This is a genomic window from Streptomyces sp. NPDC006332, from assembly GCF_040612855.1.
In the GTDB taxonomy this organism is placed as follows: domain Bacteria; phylum Actinomycetota; class Actinomycetes; order Streptomycetales; family Streptomycetaceae; genus Streptomyces.
The window spans coordinates 230,406-253,228 of sequence record NZ_JBEXRA010000003.1 but is presented as its reverse complement, the minus strand read 5'-3'; the positions used below and the strand labels follow the sequence as shown (position 1 = coordinate 253,228).

The 22,823-nt window shown below is 70.2% G+C and carries 25 protein-coding genes; 12 read left to right on the top strand and 13 right to left on the bottom strand.

Annotated elements, in window-relative coordinates; translation table 11 throughout:
- The first annotated feature begins 293 nt into the window (after positions 1–293).
- The 3 genes from ABZ027_RS04875 to ABZ027_RS04865 all read left to right on the top strand — a co-directional run bounded on the left by ABZ027_RS04875 (position 294) and on the right by ABZ027_RS04865 (position 3,681).
- The gene (locus tag ABZ027_RS04875; protein WP_356764449.1) at positions 294–1,712 is read left to right on the top strand and encodes a cytochrome ubiquinol oxidase subunit I; all 1,419 of its coding nucleotides are present in this window, start codon (positions 294–296) and stop codon (positions 1,710–1,712) included.
- Between the two features lie 54 nt (positions 1,713–1,766).
- Positions 1,767–2,801: a cytochrome d ubiquinol oxidase subunit II gene (locus tag ABZ027_RS04870; protein ID WP_356764375.1), complete on the top strand. Its 1,035-nt coding sequence runs from the start codon at positions 1,767–1,769 to the stop codon at positions 2,799–2,801.
- A 556-nt stretch (positions 2,802–3,357) separates the two neighbouring features.
- Positions 3,358–3,681, top strand: coding sequence for a MerR family transcriptional regulator (locus ABZ027_RS04865; RefSeq protein ID WP_356764374.1), 324 nt, complete (start codon positions 3,358–3,360; stop codon positions 3,679–3,681).
- A 228-nt stretch (positions 3,682–3,909) separates the two neighbouring features.
- Here the strand turns inward: ABZ027_RS04865 and ABZ027_RS04860 are convergent, their stop codons facing one another.
- Positions 3,910–4,263, bottom strand: coding sequence for a VOC family protein (locus ABZ027_RS04860; protein WP_356764372.1), 354 nt, complete (start codon positions 4,261–4,263; stop codon positions 3,910–3,912).
- Positions 4,264–4,454: 191 nt separating this feature from the next.
- Between ABZ027_RS04860 and ABZ027_RS04855 the strand changes: the two genes are divergently transcribed.
- From ABZ027_RS04855 to ABZ027_RS04845, 3 genes are all read left to right on the top strand, one after another.
- Complete coding sequence (locus ABZ027_RS04855; RefSeq protein WP_356764370.1) at positions 4,455–5,618, top strand: PP2C family protein-serine/threonine phosphatase; 1,164 nt, start codon at positions 4,455–4,457, stop codon at positions 5,616–5,618.
- Between the two features lie 85 nt (positions 5,619–5,703).
- The gene (locus tag ABZ027_RS04850) at positions 5,704–6,162 is read left to right on the top strand and encodes a MarR family winged helix-turn-helix transcriptional regulator (RefSeq protein WP_356764368.1); all 459 of its coding nucleotides are present in this window, start codon (positions 5,704–5,706) and stop codon (positions 6,160–6,162) included.
- 191 nt (positions 6,163–6,353) lie between these two features.
- Positions 6,354–6,734, top strand: a complete 381-nt coding sequence (locus ABZ027_RS04845; RefSeq protein ID WP_356764366.1) for a VOC family protein — start codon at positions 6,354–6,356, stop codon at positions 6,732–6,734.
- 63 nt (positions 6,735–6,797) lie between these two features.
- On the opposite strand, the gene ABZ027_RS04840 is transcribed toward ABZ027_RS04845, so the two are convergent.
- Positions 6,798–8,036, bottom strand: coding sequence for an MFS transporter (locus ABZ027_RS04840; protein ID WP_356764364.1), 1,239 nt, complete (start codon positions 8,034–8,036; stop codon positions 6,798–6,800).
- 114 nt (positions 8,037–8,150) lie between these two features.
- On the bottom strand, positions 8,151–9,461 hold the full coding sequence (locus tag ABZ027_RS04835; RefSeq protein WP_356764362.1) for an MFS transporter: 1,311 nt from the start codon (positions 9,459–9,461) through the stop codon (positions 8,151–8,153).
- 133 nt (positions 9,462–9,594) lie between these two features.
- Here ABZ027_RS04835 and ABZ027_RS04830 point away from each other — a divergent pair, with 133 nt between their 5' ends.
- Positions 9,595–10,530 (top strand): LysR family transcriptional regulator, encoded by a 936-nt coding sequence (locus ABZ027_RS04830; protein ID WP_356764360.1) that lies wholly within the window; start codon positions 9,595–9,597, stop codon positions 10,528–10,530.
- 104 nt (positions 10,531–10,634) lie between these two features.
- Complete coding sequence (locus ABZ027_RS04825) at positions 10,635–11,495, top strand: oxygenase MpaB family protein (RefSeq protein ID WP_356764358.1); 861 nt, start codon at positions 10,635–10,637, stop codon at positions 11,493–11,495.
- Positions 11,496–11,622: 127 nt separating this feature from the next.
- On the opposite strand, the gene ABZ027_RS04820 is transcribed toward ABZ027_RS04825, so the two are convergent.
- The 8 genes from ABZ027_RS04820 to ABZ027_RS04785 all read right to left on the bottom strand — a co-directional run bounded on the left by ABZ027_RS04820 (position 11,623) and on the right by ABZ027_RS04785 (position 17,886).
- Positions 11,623–12,702 (bottom strand): PQQ-dependent sugar dehydrogenase, encoded by a 1,080-nt coding sequence (locus ABZ027_RS04820; protein ID WP_356764356.1) that lies wholly within the window; start codon positions 12,700–12,702, stop codon positions 11,623–11,625.
- Positions 12,703–13,043: 341 nt separating this feature from the next.
- Entirely contained in the window at positions 13,044–14,192 is a 1,149-nt protein-coding gene (pqqE, locus tag ABZ027_RS04815) for a pyrroloquinoline quinone biosynthesis protein PqqE (protein ID WP_356764354.1), read from the bottom strand.
- Positions 14,189–14,410 (bottom strand): pyrroloquinoline quinone biosynthesis peptide chaperone PqqD, encoded by a 222-nt coding sequence (gene pqqD / locus ABZ027_RS04810; protein WP_356764448.1) that lies wholly within the window; start codon positions 14,408–14,410, stop codon positions 14,189–14,191. Before pqqD ends, pqqE begins: the two co-directional genes overlap by 4 nt.
- A 44-nt stretch (positions 14,411–14,454) precedes the next feature.
- Complete coding sequence (pqqC, locus tag ABZ027_RS04805; protein WP_356764352.1) at positions 14,455–15,210, bottom strand: pyrroloquinoline-quinone synthase PqqC; 756 nt, start codon at positions 15,208–15,210, stop codon at positions 14,455–14,457.
- Complete coding sequence (gene pqqB, locus ABZ027_RS04800) at positions 15,207–16,121, bottom strand: pyrroloquinoline quinone biosynthesis protein PqqB (protein WP_356764350.1); 915 nt, start codon at positions 16,119–16,121, stop codon at positions 15,207–15,209. The genes pqqC and pqqB overlap by 4 nt, the downstream gene beginning before the upstream one ends.
- A 9-nt stretch (positions 16,122–16,130) precedes the next feature.
- On the bottom strand, positions 16,131–16,271 hold the full coding sequence (pqqA, locus tag ABZ027_RS04795; protein WP_356764348.1) for a pyrroloquinoline quinone precursor peptide PqqA: 141 nt from the start codon (positions 16,269–16,271) through the stop codon (positions 16,131–16,133).
- Between the two features lie 544 nt (positions 16,272–16,815).
- Complete coding sequence (locus ABZ027_RS04790) at positions 16,816–17,241, bottom strand: hypothetical protein (protein WP_356764346.1); 426 nt, start codon at positions 17,239–17,241, stop codon at positions 16,816–16,818.
- A 372-nt stretch (positions 17,242–17,613) separates the two neighbouring features.
- Complete coding sequence (locus ABZ027_RS04785) at positions 17,614–17,886, bottom strand: hypothetical protein (protein ID WP_356764344.1); 273 nt, start codon at positions 17,884–17,886, stop codon at positions 17,614–17,616.
- A 286-nt stretch (positions 17,887–18,172) separates the two neighbouring features.
- On the opposite strand from ABZ027_RS04785, the gene ABZ027_RS04780 reads away from it, so the two are divergent.
- From ABZ027_RS04780 to ABZ027_RS04770, 3 genes are all read left to right on the top strand, one after another.
- Entirely contained in the window at positions 18,173–18,715 is a 543-nt protein-coding gene (locus ABZ027_RS04780) for an MOSC domain-containing protein (protein ID WP_356764342.1), read from the top strand.
- Positions 18,716–18,861: 146 nt separating this feature from the next.
- Complete coding sequence (locus ABZ027_RS04775; RefSeq protein WP_356764340.1) at positions 18,862–19,182, top strand: GYD domain-containing protein; 321 nt, start codon at positions 18,862–18,864, stop codon at positions 19,180–19,182.
- Positions 19,183–19,371: 189 nt separating this feature from the next.
- A complete protein-coding gene (locus ABZ027_RS04770; RefSeq protein WP_356764338.1) occupies positions 19,372–19,785 on the top strand; it encodes a cytidine deaminase in 414 nt (137 codons plus the stop codon).
- 76 nt (positions 19,786–19,861) lie between these two features.
- Here the strand turns inward: ABZ027_RS04770 and ABZ027_RS04765 are convergent, their stop codons facing one another.
- On the bottom strand, positions 19,862–20,551 hold the full coding sequence (locus ABZ027_RS04765; protein WP_356764336.1) for an NAD(P)-binding domain-containing protein: 690 nt from the start codon (positions 20,549–20,551) through the stop codon (positions 19,862–19,864).
- Between the two features lie 285 nt (positions 20,552–20,836).
- Entirely contained in the window at positions 20,837–21,379 is a 543-nt protein-coding gene (locus tag ABZ027_RS04760) for a TetR/AcrR family transcriptional regulator (protein ID WP_356764334.1), read from the bottom strand.
- A gap of 110 nt (positions 21,380–21,489) precedes the next feature.
- On the opposite strand from ABZ027_RS04760, the gene ABZ027_RS04755 reads away from it, so the two are divergent.
- A complete protein-coding gene (locus ABZ027_RS04755) occupies positions 21,490–22,500 on the top strand; it encodes an NADP-dependent oxidoreductase (RefSeq protein WP_356764332.1) in 1,011 nt (336 codons plus the stop codon).
- Positions 22,501–22,823 lie beyond the last annotated feature (323 nt).

The following is a 22,823-nucleotide window of genomic DNA, read 5'->3' as shown; positions in this document are numbered from 1 at the left end:
ACCCTTCGCTGGGCGGTTGGGCCCAGCGGGTGCCGAGAGCCCCGGACGCGCGCCCAGCCGTCGCCTGAGCGACGGCACGAGGGTGAGGAACACAACCGCCTTCATCGAGTGGTCCGCGTGGCTACCCCCGCCCTCCCCGCTGACAGCTATAGCGTCGTCGTCGGCTGACGGGCGTGTTCTTGGCGTGATCAGACGAGAGGCCCCAGGGCCGCCACCCCTGCGGAAGGGCCCTCCGACGCCCCTCCGCAAGCCGTGCCTCGTCCCACGTCCACCTCGGGGAGCGACTTGTGCCTGTGTTCGACCAGTTGACTTCCGCTCCCTGGCCGATCGCCGTCCTGGCCGCGGACACGGTGTCCGAAGGTGACCTTGCCGCGGCCCGCGCGCAGATGGGGTTTTCGCTGGCCTGGCACATCGTCGTGGCCTGCCTCGGGGTGGGGCTGCCGGCGCTGACGTTGATCGCGGAGTGGTACGGCATCCGTACCGGCAAACCCGTACACCGCCTGCTGGCGCGTCGATGGGCCCGCGCGATGGGGGTGCTGTTCGCGGTCGGCGCTGTCTCCGGCACGATTCTCAGCTTCGAGATGGGGCTGTTGTGGCCCGGCCTGATGGGAACGTACGGGCAGGTGCTCGGCTTGCCCTTCGCGCTGGAGGGCATCGCCTTCTTCATCGAGGCGATCTTCCTGGGCATCTACCTCTACGCCTGGGACCGGCTGCCGCCCAAGCGGCATCTGCTCACCGGCCTGCCGATCGTGGTGGCCGGCGTCGCCTCGGCGTTCTTCGTCGTCTGCGCCAACGCCTGGATGAACCAGCCCCGCGGCTTCACGCTGCGCGACGGCCGGGTCATCGGCGTGGACCCGTGGGCGGCCATGCTGAACCCGGCAAGCCCGCCGCAGACCGTGCACATGATTCTGGCCGCGTTCATGGTGGCCTCCTTCCTCACCGCTTCGGTCTACGCGGTCGCCCTGCTCCGGGGCCGCCGGGACGCGTACCACAAGGCCGGCTTCGGCATCCCCTTCGCGCTCGGAGCGGTGGTGACCCCCTTCCAGATTTACGTGGGCGACTGGGCCGCCCGGTTTCTGGCCGAGTACCAGCCGACCAAGCTGGCGGCCATGGAGGGCGTCTACACCACCGGCTCCCACGTCCCGCTCACCCTCGGAGGCGTCGCCCTCGACGACTCCCTGCGCTACGGGCTGGAGGTCCCGAGCGGGCTCTCCCTGCTGGTCGGGTACCACCCCGGCACGGTCGTCCAGGGCCTGGACAAGGTGCCGCGCAGCCAGTGGCCGGCGGTGACCGGGGTGCACTGGGCGTTCGACCTGATGGTGGGCATCGGGTTCTTCCTGCTGGCCCTCGGGGTCTGGCTGCTGGTGTCGTGGTGGCACGGGCGCCGCAGGGACGGCGAACTGCTCGACCGGCGCGGCTCCCGCCTCTTCCTGGGGCTGGCCGCCCTGAGCGGTCCCGCCTCGGTCGTCGCGCTGGAGAGCGGCTGGTGTGTCACCGAACTCGGGCGGCAACCCTGGATCGTCTACGGGATCATGACGGTGCGGGACGCCGTCAATCCGGCTCCCGGCCTCATGACCGGTCTGTGGCTGGTCCTGGTCGTCTACGCCGCCATGACCGTCGCGACGGTGTACGTCCTGCGCCGCCTGGTCAAGAACACGGCCGTGCCGATGGCGCCGCAGGAGGAGGACGTCGAGAGCTACCCCGTCGTATAGCCCCTCGTACAGACCACCCTCGCCCCGTTCACGTCGGTACCACTGGAGGTGACCGTGCTCGCGGACACGGCTCTTGCTGTCATGTGGGTGGGCCTCACCTGCTACGCCCTCTTCGGCGGCGCGGATTTCGGCGCCGGTGTGTGGGATCTGCTCGCCGGCGGAACCCGACGGGGGCAGGCACAGCGCCATCTCATCGAGCACTCCATCGGGCCGGTCTGGGAGGCCAATCACGTCTGGCTGATCTTCGTGATCGTGCTGCTGTGGTCCGCCTTCTCACCCGTCTTCGCCGCCGTGATGTCCACGCTCTACCTGCCGCTCACTCTCGCGGCGCTGGGCATCATCGCCCGCGGGGCCGCCTTCGCCTTCCGCAAGGCCAGCAGCGAGCTGTGGCAACAGCGCCTGTTCGGCGCCTGCTTCGCCCTCTCCTCGCTGATCACCCCGTTCTTCCTCGGCGCCGTGGCCGGCGGGGTCGCCTCCGGCCGGGTCCCGCCCGGCATCGCCGGAGGCGACGTCATCACGAGCTGGCTCAACCCCACCTCGGTCCTCGGCGGCGTCCTTGCCGTCCTCACCTGCGCACACCTCGCCGCGGTATACCTGTGCGCCGACGCCACCCGTGACGGCCGGACCACGCTCGCCTCGGCCTTCGCGCACCGCGCCACGATCAGCGGCCTGGCCGGCGGAACCGTGGCCTGCGCCGGCATCGCCGTCCTGCACGCCGACGCCCCCGAGCTCTTCCACGGTCTGACCCACCGCGCCCTGCCCCTCGTCATCCTCAGCATCGTCGCGGGCGTCGCCGGCCTCGTCCTGCTCAACAGGCGCCGGTACGTGGCGTCACGCCCCGCCGCGGCGCTGGCAGTCGCCGCGATCCTGTGGGCCTGGGGCGCGGCGCAATACCCCGCCATGCTCGTCGGCAGCACCACAGTCGATCAAGCTGCCTCGAGCAGGTCCGTGCTGTGGGCATGTCTGATTGCGTTGGCCGTCGGAGCAGCCCTGTTGGTCCCCTCCCTGTGGCTTCTCTACGCGACCTTCCAGCGCCGCACCCCTGCCGCGCCCGAGGCCCGTACCGAGCCGCCGCCCGCCTCCTCATGAGTCAGGTGCCGCGCCGTCCACTCGGGTGAGGCCGCGCTCACCCGGATGGCGGGCTGATCGACCTCGGGGTGCCCCGTCACCGTTCGGGCACGATTTCCCCACCGCCGGACACACGGAAATCTATGCCGCCCAGAGTAGACATTGGGCGCTGGCATGGTTATGGTTTCTCTCGTAACCCAGAGAGACAGCAGGACCTGGCAGAAACGAACTGCCGGTCAGCAGTACCCGAAGTGGCAGTACCCGCAAGTGCAGTTCGCAGTACCCAGCAGTACGCAGTACCCCGCAAAGTACGTGAGCACCGAGGAAAGAACGGAGGAACCCGCGCCATCAGGATCGCCCGGGCTGAAACCGTGAGCCCGGGTACCGCAGGACATCGATAGTGAGGTGGTCTCCGGTCAAGCAACCGCGATCCCCGCGACCCCGACAGCATCTCGGTCGGGTCAGCGGAAACAGGGAGCCGGCGCAGCAACAAGGCCGGCAGATGGTCTAGCAGTTCCTTCGGGGTCCTGGTGCCACAAGCACCAGGACCCCTCGACGCGTGCCACAGAGAGGTGCGATGACAGCAGACGACACGTACGGCCGTCTCGACGACGACGACTACCCCGCCTACACGATGGGCCGGGCCGCGGAAATCCTCGGCACCACCCAGGGCTTCCTCCGTGCCATCGGGGAAACCCGCCTCATCACCCCGCTGCGGTCCGAGGGCGGCCACCGCCGCTACTCCCGCTACCAACTGCGCATCGCCGCCCGCGCCCGGGAACTCGTCGATCAGGGCACCCCCATCGAGGCCGCCTGCCGCATCATCATCCTCGAAGACCAGCTTGAAGAAGCCCAGCGCATCAACGCCGAATACCGCCGCGCCGCCGAATCGACGACATGACCTTCCGCACGGATCATCCGCCTGTGCAGGTCGCCCTGCAGGCCGCCCTGCAGGGCCGTCCTGGAGGGGCGAGGTGACGGCGTGACGCAGGTCGTCGGGGGCGAATCAGTTGCCGGGAAGGTTGGGCGAGCAACACGCGGGTGAAGCCCGTGAGTTGGCCATCGGCGAGCCGCGGGCCGACGAGGATGTCGAGGTGGGTCCCACTGTCTCAAAGGCCCACTTCGGCGGTCAGGCGGGCTGCCACAGCTCGACCCGGTTGCCCTCCGGATCGGTGACCCAGCCGAATCGGCCGACACCCGCCATGTCCTGCGTCTCGGTGGCCACGTCCGCTCCCTTGGCACGCAGTTGCGCGAGCATCGCATCGAGGTCGCGGACGCGGAAGTTGAGCATGGTGTGCTGTGCGCGGGACCCGAGATAGTCGGTCTCGGACTCGAACGTCGCGAACACCGTCGGTCCGGCGCCCTGGTGCCACAGACCGTTCTCGTCGGCGTCCAGGCCCAGGCACTCGCGATACCACGCGCCCAGGGCCGCCGGGTCAGAGGCCCGCATGAAGTATCCACCGATTCCCAGCACACGTTCCATGCCGCCATCTTGCCAGGTCGGCGACCGGGCGGGCCGCGCCACACCATCGCCCGCCGCAGTGCAGCAACCGCAGGACGGCGTGGGGGACGGTAACCGGGTCTCGCGGGGCGCGTACGTGCTGTGGCATGCGTCGCACCGGCCATGTCGGTCCTTTCGGCGGGAAGGAGAGTCCGTAACTCAAGGAGGCGGATGTGGCGCGGGATCGGATCGGTTTGGCTGAGGTACTGACGGCGGCGGAAGACGCCGCGCCGGTGGGCTCCCTCGACGTGGTGGCGCGCAACCTGCGCGACCGGTTCGGTGCGCGATATGTGTCGTTCCTGTTCGTCGACGTAGTAGGCCGACGACTGCTGCGCGTCAGCGAGAAAGTGACTACGCAACAGGAGCGCCGCGCCGAACAGGTCCCCCTCGCCGGCAGCGTCTACGACGAGGTCCTGCACACCCAGAAGCTGGTGATAATGCCGGAGGACGAGCAGGGGCAGCGGGTACTCGCCCCCGTGACGAACCGCGGTGACACCATCGGTGTCCTGGAGTTGTTCCTCGCCCAGGCCACGCAGGACGTGCTGGATCAGATCGAAGAGGCCGCGCACGCGCTGGCGTACATCATCGTCACCGACCGCCGGTTCACCGACCTCTACCACTGGGGCAATCGCACCCACTCGGTCAGCCTGGCCGCGGAGATCCAGCGCCAGCTCCTGCCCTCGGCCTCTTCCTGCGACGCCGCCGAATTCGCCCTCGCCGGCGCCCTGGTGCCGGCCTCCGACATCGCCGGTGACACCTACGACTACTCCCTCGACCACGACGCCCTGCACCTGTCCGTCACCGACGCCATGGGCCACGACGTCGACGCCTCGCTCATGGCCACCCTCCTGGTCAACGCCTCCCGCGGCGCCCGCCGCGCCGGCAAAGACCTTGCAGAGCAGGCTCGTCAGACCCACCAGGCCCTCCTCGACCACGGCCGACGGACCTTCGCCACCGGCCAGATGGTCCGCATCGCCCTGGACGGGACCCGTGCCGAGCTCGTCAACGCCGGCCACCCCTGGCCGCTACGGCTGCGCGACGGCACGGTCGATGAACTGCACCTGGCCGTGAATCTTCCCTTCGGTGTCGTCGGGCAGGGCCCGTACCACGTGCAGGACATCGACCTGCGCCCCGGTGACCGCCTCGTGCTCTACACCGACGGCATGCAAGAACGCCAAGCGGAAACGGTGGACCTGCCCGACATCATCCGTGCCACAGCCGCTGAGCACCCGCGCGAGGTCGTACGCACTCTGGTCGCCGCCGTCACCGACGCCTGCGACGGCCACGTGAGAGACGACGCCACCGTGCTCTGTCTGGACTGGCGTGGGCCGAGGTAGAACGCAGGCGAAGTGCCTTGACCTCAAGTCCAGTTGAGCTTCTACGGTCGGTCGTGTCGAACCAGAAGTCACGGAGGGACCGGCAGTGGATTACTCGCACAACGACGCCGAACTGATCCAGCAACCCATTGGCTACTGGAGTTGGGCCGCCTTCAAGGCCGTCGTCACCCGCACCGGGGGCGCACTGGCGCAGATCGGCACCACCCAGCCGCAGTGGTGGGTCCTCGCTCGGGTCGCACGCGCCGACACCCTTCACACCCGCGACGAACTGACCCGTCTCTTCAGGAACTACCTCGACACCGGCTCGGAAACCATGGGGTGGGAGATCGACAGGACCATCGCCCAGGGCTGGATCACCGAGGATCCCGAGGGACGACTGAGCATCACGGCCGAAGGCAGGGCGTTCCACGAGAAGGCCGCGGCCCTTCAGAAGGAGCTGTGGGCGGAACGGCACGCGGGTGTCTCCGACGAGGAGTACTTGACCACCCTCAAGGTGCTGCAGCGATTCATCCACAACACCGGCGGGCGTGCCTGGCACCACTAGGTTCTCTTGTTCCGTCGGACAGGAGCAGAGCCGGATCAGAGGGGAATGGGGGGCGGGCCTGGGCGGGCTTGAAATCATGTCGCCCGCGGTCGCCTCGTTCGATATCGTCGCGGGATTGTTTTGACTGCTGGGGCCCATGGTGTTCGCGAGTTGGTGTCCCCGCAGTTCCCGGACTGAGAGCAGGTTTCGTCATGGCATGTCGTATCAGTGAGCTCGTGCTCGGTTGCCGCGATCCCGAGGGGCTGGCGCGGTTCTGGTGCGAGGTCCTGGACTTCGTCGTACTCGATCGCGAGGACGACGGCACGCTGGAGATCGGTCCGCGCGAAGGGTTCGGTGGTCCGCAGCCGACGATCATTCTCAGTCGCAGGGACGAACCGGAGAAGGGGAAATCCCGGCTGCACATCGACGTCAACCCGACCGACCGGGATCAGGACGCCGAGCTCGAACGCCTTCTGAAGCTCGGTGCCCGCCCGGCCGACATCGGCCAGACAGGTCAGGAGCAGTGGCATGTCCTGACGGACCCCGAAGGCAACGAGTTCTGCCTGCTCAAGGCGCGTCTCAACCCACTCTGACGCTCATCGGTCGCGCCTTCACGCCAGTTGGCCGCTGCGCCGACTGGCTGTGGGCCGAGTACATCACCGTGCGTTCCGGAAGCCCGGCAGGATCAGGCACAGCACGGCCGCGGCGGCGGTCGTGGCGGCGAAGGCGCCGACCGCCCAGGCGCCGGACACGTGCTGGACGAGCAGGCCGGCGATCAGCGGTGCCAGCGCCGCCAGCGCGGTGGCCGCCATCATCACGGTGCTGATGACTCGGCCGCGCATTTCCTCCGGCGCGCTGCGCAGCACGGCCGCGACCAGCGCGCCGTTCGCGGCCGGCGCGAGCAGCAGCGCCAGCGCGACCGGCGCCGCCACCAGCGGTGACGGGATGAGCAAGGCCGCGGCGCCGAACAGCAGGGCACCGGCCAGGGTGATCGTGGTGGCCAGGGTGGCAAGGCGGGTGCGCCCCTGCAGCCGGGGTGCGACCACGGCGCCGAGCAGCCCGCCGGCTGCGATGGCCGCCTGAACCAGCCCGATCACCGCGGTGGAGGTACCGTCCTGTCGCATCGCGAGGGTGATGCTGAAGATCACGCCGCTGAAGGCGAAGTTCACCAGGGGCGTCTGGATCACCGCCGCGCGTAGAACGGGCACCTGCCAGACGAGCTTGAGGCCATCGGTCACCTCACGCCACAACGACGTGCGCCCGGCCGCGTTCTCCGGGCGGAATCGCCCGCGGATCCGGCTGACGGAGCTGAACGAGACCGCGAAGGACAAGGCGTCGGCCAGAAACGGGACGGCTCGGCCCACCCCGAACAGCGCCCCGCCGATCGCCGGACCGGCCAGGCCCGCACCGTACGCCCGGGCTTCGGTGGCGGCCCACGCCTGCTCGAGCTGCCCGTCCGGCACGATTCCCGGCAGCGCGGCGGCGGCGGACGGGTCGAAGACGGCACCGGCGGCCCCCTCGATCAGGCTCACCGCCAGGACCACCGGCCAGGAGGCGAGATCGAGCACGATCAGGATGCCGAGCAGAGCCAGCAGAACGGCGCGCACGACATCGCAGATGATCATCGTCAGCCGCCGGTCGAAGCGGTCCGACAGCGCCCCGGCGGGCAGTTGCAGGCAGAGCAGGGCAACCGCCCGGACCGTACCCACCAGCCCGGCGAGCACCACCGAGTGGGTCAGGGCCAGAATGAGCAGCGGGTAGGCGATCCCGCTGATCTGCGTGCCGGTGTCGGACAGCAACTGTCCGATCCACAGCATCCGGAAGCCCTTGTTGCGCCGGAGCGGAGTCTGTCGTGGCACATCGGCGGTTATCTCGACTCCGCTGGCGTCGCTCACCCCGACACGATAGGCGTCGGGGGTGTCACCGGGCCAGGTCCTGGCGGCCTTCTTCGACGGCCACCGGCAGACGTTCAAGCACGTCGTCGGAGGGGCGACGGCGGTGGCGGCCCATCAGCTGCGGCGTGGCCCCGGTCCGGGCTGGGGCTTGGGTTCCGGTTCCGGTTCCGGCTCGGAGAGATGCGCCGCCGCGCGGCGGGGGAGCAGCAGTGGGGTCGCCAGCAGGAGCACGCCGGCCAGACCGATGGCCGGGCGCGGGCCGAGCAGGCCGCCCAGCGCTCCCCAGACGGCCGTCAGCAGCGCGGTCGAGGCCTTGTTCGTCACCAGCCAGGCGGAGAGCGTGCGGGCGGCCCGGTCGGTCGCGGTGCGCTCGAGGCGGTAGGTGGCGTAGACGGGGTTGAAGACCCCGCAGCAGAAGATGAGTCCGAACTCGACGCCCATCACCAGCAGCAGCCCCGCGGTGCCCGGCCCGAGAAGGGCAAGGCCGATGGGCCAGACCGCGCGCAGCGACCCGGCCGCGACCAGGACCTGGTGCTGTCCGAACCGGGTGACGAGCGGCCGGGCCAGGCGCGAGCCGAGCAGCCCGCCGATCGAGGGCGCGGCGAAAGCGAGGCCGTACTGCCACGGTGTGAACCCGAGCGGGCCGAGCATCAGGACGGCCAGCAACGGCTGGGCGGCCATCACCAGACCGTTGAACAACGCGGTGTTGAAGAACAGCGGGCGCAGCGCCCCGTCGGCGAGGATGTACCGCCAGCCGTCGAGCAGGTCCCCGGCCCGCGGGTGCGCGGCCTTCCGGCGCTCGGGCCGCGGCTCGTGCCCGCCCAGCGCGCGGATGCCCAGAGCCGAGAGCAGGTAGCTGACCCCGTCAGCCACCACCGTCGCCACCGGACCGAGCAGCCCGATCGCCGCGCCTCCCAGGGGCGGTCCGATGATCGTCGCGGTCCAGGCCGTGGACTCGAACCGGGCGTTGGCGACGAGCAGGTCCTCGGCCGGCAGCAGCGTCTTCAGGTACGCGCCGGAGGCGGCACGGAACGCGACGTCGGCCGCCGCGACGACGACCGAGACCACCATGAGCTGAAGGAAGGTGAGCGCGCCGAGCGCGAACGCGGCGGGGATCGTCAGCAGCGCCGCGAACCGCACCAGGTCCATCGCGATCAGCACCGTCCGCTTGCGGCGGAACTCCACCCACGGGCCGAGCGGCACCGCCACGGCCGCACCCACCGCCGCCCCTATGGAGGCGAGCGCGGCGACCTCGGCCGGTCCGGCGTGCAGCACCTGGATCGCGATCAGCGGAAACGAGCCGAAGGCGAGCCACGTGCCCAGCGTGCTGGTCGCGTACGCTCCCCAGAGCCACCCGAACCGGCGCCCCAACCGAGGCCCGAACCGAGGTCCCAACAGATCTCCCAGCCGGTGCCCGCTCCTCATGCCCGACGCCCCCGTCACTCGCCCCGCACAACCGATCCGCGATCGGAATCATCAAAGCGAGCCACGCACCTGGGAATCAAACAACTCCAGGGCCGCCAGCCACAACCGACGGTTGTGTCCATAGGGTAGGCGCATGGATCTCGACACCGTCCGGACCTTCGTCGCCGCCGCCGACGCGAGGCAGTTCCAGGAGGCCGCCGCCGAGCTGGCGGTCACCCAGCAGGCCGTCTCCAAACGCATCGCCGCGCTGGAGCGCCACCTCGGGGTGCGGCTGTTCACCCGCACCCCGCGCGGCGCCGAGCTCACCATCGACGGACAGGCGTTCCTGCCCCACGCGCGCGAGTTGCTGCGCGTGGCCGAGCGCGCGGTGGCGTCCGTACAAACCGGCCGCCGTCCGCTGCGCGTCGACGTGATCGCCTCGCGCGTCGCGCCGTCGGGCCTCATGCGCGGCTTCCACCGCGCGTACCCCGAGATCGAGCTCGACGTGGTGATGCTGTTCGACGTCGAGACGGCCGTCGCAGCCATCCGGTCCGGGGCGATCGACGCGTCCTTCCGCGCCGTCGCCGCGCCCGGCCGGCCACTTCCCGACGACATCGAGTCCGTCCGGGTGCTCGACGAGCCGCACCAGCTGCTCACCGGCCCCGCCCACGCGCTGGCGGGCGCCCGCTCGGTGACCCTCGCCGAGCTCCCCGGGCACCGGATCTGGATGCCCGGCCTCGTCCCCGGCACCGAGTGGACCGCCTACTACGACGACCTCGCCGCCGAGTTCGGCCTCACCATCGAGGCGACCGGCCCCAACTTCGGCTCCGACGCGCTCCTCGACACCGTCGCCGACACCCCCGCCCTGGCCACCTTCACCACCGAGCAGACCCGCCTGGTCTGGCCTGTCGGCCACGGCCTGCGCCGCATCCCGGTGACCGACCCGACGCCCGTCTACCCGCACTCGCTCCTCTGGCACCGCGACAACCCCCACCCGGCGCTGGCCACCCTCCGCGCACACCTCGCCGCCATCACCCGCGACGAGGACGCCACCCGGACCTGGGTGCCGAACTGGGTGATCACGCGCTGAACGCCGGCGGCCGGTGCCTTGATCGACAGGAACATCAGACCCGCCGTCGTGCCTGGTTCCGGGCGGCATCACGGACACTGGGAGCAGGAGAGGGGAGGCCGACCATGCTGACCGCAGTCCGTGAACAGCTGGGCCAAGCCCTGTTCCGCCGCGTCGCCGGCCCCGACGGACCGGCGACGCGTGCCCGCATCCACGACACTCCCGGACCGCGCTGGTTCGAACCGGACCGCCCGATCCGCACCGTCCACGGTGACGCGTCGATGTTCATCGGTGGGCTGAGCGCCCTGCTGCTGCAGTCCCTGCATCCGCTCGCCATGGCGGCCGTCGCCGGGCACTCCGGTTACCGCGGCGACCCGTGGGGCCGGCTGCAGCGCACCAGCACCTTCCTGGCCGTGACGACGTACGGCACCGCCGATGACGCTCAGCGGGCGGTCGACCACGTCCGTCGCATCCATGAGCGGATCCGCGGGACGACGGCCGAGGGCACGCCGTACCACGCGGCCGATCCGCACCTGCTGGGCTGGGTGCACGCCGCCGAGACGGACAGCTTCCTGCGCGCCCACGAACGCTTCGGCGCCCGCCCGCTGGACGCCGCCGGCTACGACGGCTACGTGGCCGACACCGCGCGCGTCGCCGAGGCACTGGGGGCGATCGACCCTCCACGCGACCGCCGCGAGCTGTCCGAGCGCCTGACCGCCTACCGGCACGAACTCAGCGCCACATCCGAGGCCCGGGCCGCCGCCCGCTTCCTGCTGTTCCAGCCCCCGCTGCCCCTCGCGGTGCGGCCCTTCTACGGCGGGCTGGCCGCGAACGCCGTCGCGCTGCTCCCGCCCTGGGCCCGTGCCATGCTGTGGCTGCCCCGGGTGCCGGTCGTCGAAAACCTCGCCGTACGCCCCACCGGACAGGCCCTGACCCGGACCATCCGCTGGGCCATGACCCCACCGCGCCAATCCCGCCCGGCGTGAGCACGCGGCACACAGAAGAAGGCGACCGCGGCCCGGAAGAGGCCCCCAGAGCCGGATCAGTGCGGCTCTGAGGGCCCCTCGACCATCTACCGAACGACGGTCACCGGACAGCGGAGGTCGGCCGAGGTCAGCCGAGGTTGACCTGGAGCACCCGGTCCGCGCCCTTGCCGGCCTGGTCGGTGGTGATCCACAGCGCGTTCTTGCCCGGGACCTTCACCACGTCCCGCAGCCGCCCGTATCCGTTGGTGTAGTGAGCGACCGGGGTACCGATGCTGCTGCCGGTGACCGGGATGCGCCACAGCCGCTTGCCCCTCAGGGCGGCGACGTACAGCGAGCCGTCGGCGTACGCCAGGCCGCTGGGCACGCCCTTGGTGGGGTGCCACTGGTGCTTGGGGTTGGTCATGCCCGCGGTGGAGCAGGTGCCCTCGCAGGTGGGCCAGCCGTAGTTCTTGCCGGGCTTGATGAGGTTCAGTTCGTCGTGCGTGGCGTCGCCGATCTCCGTCTCCCACAGCTGGCCCCGCGAGTCCCAGGCCAGGCCCTCCGGATTGCGGTGGCCGTAGGAGTAGACGAGGGTGCCGAAGGGATTGCCCGGCGCCGGCTTCCCCGCCTTGGTCATGCGCAGGATCTTGCCGTTCAGGGACTTCTTGTCCTGCGCGGAATGCTTGTTGTCCGCGTCACCGGTGGTGGCGTAGAGGTAGCCGTCCGGGCCGAACTTGATGCGGCCTCCGTTGTGCAGGCCTCTCTTGATGCCGGACACCAGCGTCTTGTAACCGGTGAGCTTGGTGCCGTCGTACGTCAGCCGGGCGATTCGGCTGCCCTCCTTCGCCCCGTGGTAGACGAAGACGTAGTGGTCCCGACTCCAGTTGGGCGAGACGGCGATCCCGAGCAGCGATTGGCCGCTGTTGGGAGCGGCGATCCGGGGCGACGCGGTGACCTCGGTCTTCGTGCCGGACAGGGTGGTCCTGAAGATTTTGAGGGAGTCCCGCTCGTTGACCAGAGCCGATCCGTCCGGCAGCCAGCTCACTCCCCACGGGATGGTCAGCCCGGACGAAACGGTCTTGATGCCCGAGGGCGCGTGAGCCTCGGGAACGGCCGGGACCGGTGCGGCATGGCCGGTCGAGGCCAGTGGGACCAGCAGACCGGCCGTCGCGGCCACGGCAGTGGCGACGCGAGCCGAGGCTCTCCGGCGGGGTGTGTCCACGTACATGGGCGGGTCCTCCTGGAAGCGGCTGATGACGATGTCTGACGTGAGGAACGGCCAGGTGCTCGCCCCCGGGCCCTCTCCCGGACCCAGACCTCGCCCGGCTTGAGAACACTGGTGCCGGCGAATCGTCGCCGCGAGAGCCACTGAGGTCCGGCCGACGAAACGGCTGCGGCACATCACTGAGCGCACCTCGGCCTCCAGTTCCACGAATGGTGCTGATAGGTAAAGGTGACGAACGGAAGTGTGAGGAGGCAGGCAGCGTCACCGAGCTTGGTCCGAGCGGTGGGGAATGTTCACCCCGGTGGGGCATGAAGTCGGCCGATCTCACCGGGGGTGAACCCCGGTCAGCCGGTCGCCAGCGTTGCCGGAGCGTCGGGTGCCGCTCCGGGGCGGCGGTAGACATACGGAGGTCGTTCCTGAGTCGGGCTGCCGCCGGTGAGGGCGCGGATGAGGTGGTGGTCGGGGGACAGCGCGCACGCCGGGTCGGTGCGGGCGGCGTCGCCGGTGAGGGCGTACGCCTGGCAGCGGCAGCCGCCGAAGTCCTCCTCACGGCGGGGACAGGTGCCGCAGGGGCCGTTCATCCAGTCAGTGCCGCGGTAGCGGTTGAAGGCCGGTGACTGTCCCCAGATCCACGCCAGCGGACGGTCGCGGACGTTGGGTGCGCCGAGGTCCGGCAGCGAGGCGGCGGCCGGGCAGGGCAGGACGGTGCCATCGGGTGTCACGGTGAGGGAGACCGCTCCCCACCCGCCCATGCAGGGCTTGGCGACGCCGTCGAAGTAGTCGGGGACGACCCAGACCAGGTCGATCCGGTCCGCGAGCCGCTCCCGAGCGCGTGCGACGGACTCCCGGGCACGGTCCAGTTGCTCACGGGTGGGCAGCAGCGCGGCGCGGTTCAGCAGGCCCCAGCCGTAGAACTGGGTGTTGGCCAGCTCGATGCGGTCCACCCCCCACGACACGCCCAGCTCGATGAGGGCGTCGATGTCGTCGAGGTTGTCCCGGTGCAGGACGACGTTGAGACCGAGAGGGAGCCCCGAGTGGCGGACCAGGGCAGCCGCCCGCTCCTTGACGGCGAAGGAGGACGGGCGCCCGCCGATCCGGTCGTTGGCCTGTGGGTCGGCGTGCTGGACGGAGAGCTGGACGCTGCGCAGCCCCGCCGCGCGCAGCGCGGTCAACCGGGTCTCGTCCAGGCCGGTGCCGCTGGTGACCAGCTGGGTGTAGATCCCGGCGGTCTCGGCGCCGGCGACGATCTGCTCCAGGTCGGGGCGCAGCAGCGGCTCGCCACCGGAGAGATGAGTGTGGACGACGCCCAGCGCGGCCGCCTGACGCAGCACGTCCGTCCACTGCTCGGTGCTCAGTTCGTTCGAACGGCGGGCCAGCTCCAGCGGGTTGGAGCAGTAAGGGCAGTGGAGCGGGCAGGCGTGGGTGAGTTCGGCCAGCAGCGCCCACGGGGGCGCGGGGTCAGCGGAGGTGATCGGGGCCTGGGAAGCGGTCACTTGAGCCAGCCTTCCTGGTGCAGACGGTCGAGGAAGACGGGGACCTCGGTGGCCACGGGCGCGCCGGGGTGGCGCTCGGACAGTTCGTCGACGATCCCGCGCACGGTGCGCGTGCCGTCGCACAGGCCCACGACCTGGGCGGCGTGTCCCTCGAGTACGACCACCCGTTCCGGCAGGACCAGCAGGTCAGCGCCGCGCACACGGTCGTGCCGCAGCATCAGACCAGGAGCCAGGGCGGGTTGCCACTGGTTCTCGGACGCCGTCACCGCCCCCGTCCGCCGTCCGGCTCGGACCGGTCCCTGTGCTCCCAGGGCTCGCCCTGCTGCACGGCGTCGAGCAACGTCCACAACACGTCACACTTGAACGTCAGGGCGGCCACCGCCCGTTCCTGGTCCTCCCGGGTGCGGGCCCACTCCAGTACGAGGGGGAGCGCCTCGGCGCTGTCCCGTCGGCCCTGGTCGACGCGGGTGCGGAAGTAGGCGAGCCCGGACGGCGCGATCCAGGGGTAGTGGCGCTCGAAGGCGTCGATGCGCCGGCGCATCAGATCAGGAGCGTTGAGCTCGGTGAGCGACGCGGCGACGGCCTCCAGGGCGGGACGCAGCCGGCAGAAGTTCACGTAACCCTCCACGGCCAGCCGTACGCCCGGCAGCACGGACTCGCCCGACAGCAGGCTCCCGCGGTCCAGTCCGGCCGCCTCACCGAGCCGCAGCCAGCGTTCGATGCCGCCCTCGCCGTCCTGGCGCCCGTCGTGGTCCTCGATCCGGCGCACCCACATGCGGCGCAGCCGCGCGGAGTCCAGCTTGGCGGTGATCAGAGCGTCCTTGACGGGGATGTGGCGCTGGTAGTGGAAGCGGTTGGCGATCCAGCGGCGCACCTCCTGGGGGGTCAGATCTCCCTCGTGCATGCGGACGTTGAAGGGGTGCCGGTCGTGGTACCTCTCCTGTCCGACCGCACGGAGGCGGGCCTCGAACTCGGCGGGACTCCAGGGCTCCGTCAAGGGGGCGAGTGCTGTGGTCACAGCTCGATCACCATTTCGTCGTCGGCGACCTCGATGCCCAGCCGGGCGAGCCGTTTGTGCTGGGCCGCGGCCGGGTCGACGAGGGGGTTCGTGTTGTTGAGGTGTGTGTAGAGGCAGCGGGCGGACAGCGTGGCGAGGATGGAGGCGGTGCCGTTCGGTCCGTCGATGGGCAGATGGCCCATGCCGGTGGCGGTGCGGGAGGAGATACCGGTGCGGCGCGGCTCCTCGTCGTCCCAGAAGGTGCCGTCGACGATGACGCAGTCGGCCTCGGCGGCGACCCGATGCAGGGCGTCGGACCAGACGGCCACCGCGGGGGCGTACACGGCCGACTTGCCGGTGGCCGGGTCGTAGAGGCGCAGCGCGACCACCCAGGCGTCGTCCTCGGGTGCGTCGGCGGCGTATCTCGGGCGTTTCCCGGACACCGGCACGGCGCTGATGTGCAGACCGGCGCCGGACGGCCCGGGGGAGTCGCCGCTCAGTGGCCGCGCGCTGTGGGACGGCAGCTCACGCCAGGTCAGAGCGGTGTAGGGGCCCAGTACCTCGCCGAGGCGCAGGCGGTCCTCCAGGGCCCGGCGGACCGGGGCGGTGGCGAGGATGTCCAGACCGTCAGCCTCGCGCAACCGGGCGATGCCCAGGGTGTGGTCGAGTTCGGCATCGGTGAGAACCACTCCGGCGATCGGCGTCTGCCGGGGCTGCGGGCCGGGGTGGAGTGCTGGGTGGGCCTCGATCTGGTCGCCGATGTCCGGGGTCGCGTTGACGACGTACCAGCGGCCCTCGCTCGTACGGACGGCGAGGGAGGCATGGCGGCGGCGGCGCTCGGGATGAGCGCGTGCCCCGGAGCACCCGGGGCACGCGCAGTTCCACTGTGGGACGCCGCCGCCGGCCGCGGTGCCGAGCACCTGCAGCAGCACGGCGGCCGACTAGCGGTTGGACAGGGAGTAGGCGGTGACCTCCAACGCGCAGTCGACGACCGTGTAACCGGGCGTCTGCCAGGCGGTGGTGTCGAGCTGCTCCGCGGTGGTCGTAGCCGGCTGTTCGGTGTGCTCGATGGTCTCGTTCATGGTGTGCGTCTTCCTTTCGGGGGAGGTGGGGTCACCCCTTCGTGAGAAGGGGGGCACTGGATGGCGATCTCGAGATGCGGTCCTTGTCGCCGTCGCCGTCGCCGCGGCCGCTCGTGGCCGGCCAGAACTGGTCCGGGCAGGGACTTCGTGAGTGTCGCCGAGACGTGGATGACGTCGTGGTTGACGGCGATCGGGGCGGTCGGCCGCCGATGCCGGCGAACGCCGCGTGCTGGACGGACTCGGTGCAGCGCCGAATTCGCCGAGCGTGGCATCTCGATGTCCGTCCTGTCCTGGAGGCGACCGACCGAATTCCGACAACGAACCCAACGAGAGAAGCAGAGGCGAGAGCCGAAGCGCGGCACATCACTCCTGCAGGGAGTATTGAGCACAGAACTCCGCGCGGGCCACCCGAAATCCGCCATCTGGAGGCTCCCGGTTCACCCCGGGCGGGACAGGCGCGGGGCTGCCGGACGGCAGGGCCAGGACACGCACCGCGCTTGGCGGGTGAGCGGTGTGCCGTGCCGGGCGGCGGGCAGGTCCAGGCTCAGCGGGAGGGCCGCTGCACCGCAGCAGAACCGGGCGAGGAGCTGCACCACCCCTGCTTCGTCGCCGCCCAGCCGACGATGAATCCGATCCCCAGCATTGGCAGGACCATCACCGCGAACACCACGGCCACGACGACGAGGACCGCAGCCTCACCGAGTGTCCACCGGGCGCCGGCTCCGAGACTTTGCACAGCGCACGCCGCCGTCGCGGCGACGGCCGCCAGCGCGGCCGCGGCCACGGCTTCCCGCCGGGCGCCCAGGCGGCCCAGGCCGAAGCCCAGCGGAAAGCCCAGGACGCCGACCACGACGAAGGCGACCAGCAGCGGTAGCGCCGTGAGGTAACCGGTCGCGAGTGCTCTCGCCGCCCAGGGGCTCGCCGCAGCGACGACAACCCACACAGCGGAGGGCAGCCAGACCCTTGCCATGCCCCTCATCGCCTCTCCCGCCCCTCAAGATCACGCCGTGATTCCGCGCGAGATCGAGAAGGTGTCCGCGATCTCGGGTCGTCGAAGTATCCCCCAACCGCTTCATATGATGGCGGAATGCGAGCGTCTTCCAGACCCTGCTGGATGAGACGCTCGCCGAGCCGCCCGTAGGACAAGATCCACATGTGCCTGGTCGGGGTGGACATGGCCCGCTGCGACCGTACCGCGTCCCGCTGCGACCGGGCGCGGCTCACCGCCGGGCGCGCCCTTCACCGCCCGGGCCCGAGCGGAACGCCGCCGGCGACGCCCGGACGCTCGCCGGCTGCGGCGTACTGGCGCCGTGCCCGCCGCCGGACGGCGCACACCGGAGGGTCAGCCGGCTTTGCGTTCGCGCATTTCGTGGACGGTGGCGGTGAGGGTTCCGTCTTGCTGCTCGTAGTGGGAGAGGGCGACGCCGAGGCCGAAGAACGTGGGCGCCCACTGGCCGACGAAGATGCCCCACCTGTCGGCGCGGGCGAGGCCGGTGCCGGGTTCCATTGTGAGGCTGCCTGCCCAGGTGGCGATGGAGAGACCGATGCTGCCGAGGGCCGCCATGTAGGCGTGTTCGCTGCGAATGCCCATGTCGTGCATCTTCTTGATGACCATGCTGTGCTCCGTTCTCGCAGAGGTTCCCAGACCGTGTTCCTCGCATCGGCCGCCCCTATTCACCCGTTTTGCCTGATATCTGAAGTTGTCGCGCTGACCAGCGAGAATTCTGGCCAGAACGCGACCGTCGGCGCGCACAGGGCGCCCATCGTGAGTTCCCCTCCGCACCCGCGTCTTGTTCGAGCGCACGCAATCCCTGACCCACGGGGCCTTCTCCTGCTGCGCGTTGGGGGTCCGAAAGCTAGGGTGGTGACTGATCATTGCCACTCAGGAGGGGGATCCGAGGATGAGCGGAATGGTGACGGCAGTCAGCAGCAATGGTGAGTACTCGTTCACCAAGCCGAACCGGGACAGCGTCACGCTGCTCGCCGGGCTCGGTGTGGACGGTGATGTACATGCCGGTGTGACGGTGAAGCATCGCTCCCGTATCGCGCAGGATCCCACTCAGCCGAACCTGCGTCAGGTCCATCTCATTCATGAAGAGCTCTTCGGCGAGGTCGGTGCGGAGGGGTTCGATGTGGCGCCCGGTGACCTCGGCGAGAACATCACCACCCGTGGCATCGACCTGCTCAGCCTCCCGGTCGGCACCCTGCTGCGGATCGGCGACGACGCGGTGCTGGAGGTGACCGGTCTGCGCAATCCCTGCCTGCAGATCGACAACTTCCAGGACGGCCTGCTGAAGCGAGTCGTGGGCCGCGATGAGGCCGGAAACATCGTGCGCAAGGCCGGGATCATGAGCATCGTGAAGGAGGGCGGCACGGTGCGCCCCGGTGACACCATCAAAGTGGAGCTCCCCAGCGGGCCGCACCGGCCTCTTGAGCGGGTCTGACGCCCTCATCGGGCGGGCCGTGACGTCGACCGGAGACCGCGGCCCGCCGCCGGCTGGGTGATTCCGGCCGCGCGGCTGAGGCAGCGGACGCGGCCGTGGGAAGGCCCTTGCGTAGACCGGACAAGCGATGCGCAGGGAGCGTCCCGATGCCGAAGTTCCTCATCCAGGCGACCTACACGCCCGAGGGCACCAAAGGGCTCCTCGAGGAGGGTGCGAGTGGTCGCCGCGCAGCCGTCGACCAGGTGGTCACCGCCCTCGGCGGCACGGTCGAGGCCATGTACTTCGCCTTCGGGGAGGACGACGCCGTCCTCATCCTCGACTTCCCCGACTCGGTCTCCATGGCCGCCGTCAGTCTCACCGTCAAGGCCAGCGGCGCGCTCCGTACACGGGCCACCCCTCTCCTCACCCTCGACGAGATCGACGAGGCCGCCCGCCGACAGGTCGCCTTCCGCGCCCCCGGCGCGTAGAGGACCGGCCGGCCGGCCAGAGCACGCCAGCTGGTTCCCGGCGCATCGGACCACGGCGAACACATGGGACGGCGAGCGGCCTTCCGTCTCCATCGGCGCAGCAAGCGCAACTAACACACCGGCGATATTCGTTTGCGCACCGTCGTCACTCGGGTCAACGTCGCCGTAGACCTGAGGAAGGCGGAGAAGATGACCAGCCAGGCCCACCACGTCGATGACGAACTCATCCAGGCAGCGGACCGAGTCGCTCGCATTCGCTGCCGGGGTGACAACCACACCATGGCCGCGGCGGCACGTGCCCCGGACGGCCGGATCGTCACGGCGGTGAATGTCTACCACTTCACCGGAGGCCCGTGCGCCGAGTTGGTCCTCATCGGCGCGGCAGCCGCCCAGGGCGTCTACGAGCTGGACACGATCGTCGCCGTGGGCGACCGTGACCGGGGGGTCGTTCCGCCGTGCGGCCGGTGCCGTCAGGTCCTTCTCGACTACTTTCCCGGCCTCAAGGTCATCGTCCCCGAGCGCGACCGCGTCCGAACCCTCCTTGTCACCGACCTGCTGCCCGGGAGTTACGTCTGGGCCGACCAGCAGCTCGACGCCCAGTAGACCGCGGCGGCCCCTCACACACCGGCACAATCCGCACACGCAGGCACTGCCGACGATCAACTACTGGCGCAGCACACTAGCGTGCACCGGCGATGTGGAAGTTGAAGTCGGCGTGGCCGAGGTTGCCGTACAAGCGCAGCCAGATCGGCAGAAGCATCTCGGCGCCCCGGGCCGTCTCAATGCCGCCGAGGTCGATGACGCTGCTCTCGGGCCAGCCGAAGGAGACGAGCAGCTCGGAGACCTGCTTCTTGGCACCGGCGTCGTCGCCGGAGACGAAGACGTTGTGGGCTCCGGTGACGCGGCCCGGCTCGACCATGACGACGCAGTTCATGGTGTTGAGGGTTTTCACGACTCGGGCGTCGGGGAACGCGCGCTGGGCCTGTTCGCCGAGACTGTCGGTGTTGACCGGGTTCAGCGTCGGCGGCATGCCCCCGGAGAAGTCGAGCGCGTTGGTGACGTCGATGAGCACCTTGCCGGCCAGGTTGTCGCTGCCGGCGGTGTGCAGGGCGTCGAGCGAGACGGCGCCCGCGGTCGCGTTGACGACCGTCTCGCCGAAAGCGGCAGCCTCCGCGAAGGTCCGCAGCCGCACGGAGGCGTGGTCGGCGTACCAGGTGGCGAAGGGCGGGTTCCCCATGGCGTCCGGCTCGGTGCGCGCGAGGGTGGCTTGGGGGCCGCGGGTGCCGATGGCGACCTCGTGGCCCAGCGAGGCGAGCTTGGCGGCGATCGTCCGGCCGACGATGCCGGTGCCGAGGACGGCGTAACGCATGCGGGTGGGTCCTTTCCGGGCGAGCACGAAAACGGCCGTATTGTCATGGTATTTGCCGTTGCGGACGAGGACCATGTCGAGGGCGGTGCGGTGCCCGGCAGGGTGCTGAGCGTGCCGAGGAGTCGACGGTCGACGGTCGCGCAAGCGTGGTCATGACGGCGGGCTCGATGTCTTCCCTTCATGGGCGGCGGCCCGGACGCTCGTCAGCGAGGCGGCGGCCCGCATGCGCGACGTTCTCAACTGCGGAACCGGTTCGGCGTTCTCCCGGAGTCGGCGCTCGCCGGATCACGTCAGGATCGCACTCGCGACGACATCGAAAAGGCGATCGGCGCGTGGTGCGAGCGAGGGTTGGTCGCCGAGCCACGCGAGCGCCGCGATCAGCGCGAACAGATCGGTGCCGTCCATGTCGGTCCGCGCCCTGCCCGCGGCCTGGGCACGGGTGAGGAGCCGGGCGCCGGCCGCGCGCAGGGTGACGCACGACGCGTGGAGTGCGGAGTCGGGGTCCTCGATGGCGGCCGCCATCAGCACGGTCACGCCCCGGTACTCGGTCGTCCACGCGACGCAGTCGCGCAGCCACGAAACGAGAGCGTCCTCGGGCGAGCTCGACGACTCGAGGTCGCCCGCGCTCGCCGTCAGCTCTTCGAAACTCGAGTGCAGCAGCGCCTCGAGCAGTGCCTCGCGCGTCGGGAAGTGACGCAGCAGCGTCGCCAGCCCGACGTCGGCCCTGCGCGCGATGTCGCGCAGGGACACGTCGACGCCCTGCTCGGTGATGGCGGTGCCCGCTACGGCGAGCACGTGGTCGCGGTTCTTCCTGGCGTCGGCCCGCATCTGCCCCTCTTGACTATCCGGATCAGTGGTCCATATATTCGGATCAGTGGTCCAGTTATGTGGAGCACTGATCCGGATGAGTCTATCCCGCAACGCGGGCAGGAGAAATGATGCCGACACACACGATGAGGGCAGTCCGACTCCATGAGCATGGCGGCCCTGAGGTTCTGCGTTACGACGAGGTGCCGATACCCGAGCTGGGGCCGGGTGAGGTGCTCGTTCGCGTGCACGCGGCCGGGGTCAATCCTCCGGACTGGTACCTGCGCGGCGGACTGACCACCATGCCTGGGGAGACGGAATCGACGGTCAGCCTGCCGGTGATCCCGGGGACGGACGTGTCGGGCGTCGTCGAGGCCGTCGCCGCGGATGTGGACGGTTTCTCCGTCGGCGATGAGGTATTCGGGCTCCTGCGTTTTCCCAGCTTCCACGGCAGCGGGTACGCGGAGTACGTGGCCGCGCCCGCGTCGGACCTCGCACCCAAGCCGGCCGGTATCGACCACGTCCATGCCGCCGGGGCGCCCATGGCCGGGCTGACGGCGTGGCAGTTCCTGATCGAGGTCGGACACGATCACCCGTCGCCCTTCCAGGAGGCAGCACATCGCCCCATGGCACTCGACGCCGACACGGCGGTGCTCATCAACGGCGCCGCGGGCGGCGTGGGGCACTTCGCACTACAGCTGGCGAAATGGAAGGGCGCGCATGCCATCGCGGTGGCATCGGGGGCGCATGCATCGTTCCTGAGCGAACTCGGCGCCGACCAGATCATCGACTACACCAGGAGTCGCCCTGAGGAACTCGTGAAGGACGTCGACCTCGTTCTCGACACCGTCGGCGGCCCCGAGAGCAAGCGTTTCCTGCGTACGCTCAAGCGCGGCGGCGCCCAGTTCCCGGTGTTCCCAGGGGACTTCGACGAAGAGGAGACCACGAGGCTGGGCGTCACGGTCTCGATCGCGCAGGTCCGCTCGAACGGCCCGCAGCTCGCCGAACTGGGACGCCTGCTCGACGCCGGCACGGTCCGTGTCGCGATCGACAGCACGTTCGCGCTCGCGGACGCCCGAGCAGCGCACGAACGCGCCGCTCGAGGGCACATCCAGGGCAAGATCGTGCTCACGGTCGCATAGGAACGAGCCGTTTCACCGGCGTACAGCGAAGCCGTCCGCCGGGACGGACAACGCCGAGTGCAGCGCAGCGACCTGCCGCTTTCCAGGTCCGCGGGACGGGGGCCGCAGTCATGAGCGGGGCCTGCGGCCCTCGTCCTGCGCTCAGCGGCCTCGGTCACCTTGGTCGACCCCGTTGTCCTGGGGGCCGAGCACCACGGCGACGCCTTGTCGCGGGCCTCCTTCGCGATGACCGCGCCGTAGCGGTAGGCGAGGGTGTCGTCCCAGGAGGCCGACAGGGAGGTCGCGCTGGGCAGGTTCAGGGAGGGCTCGCGTTCGTCCCAGAC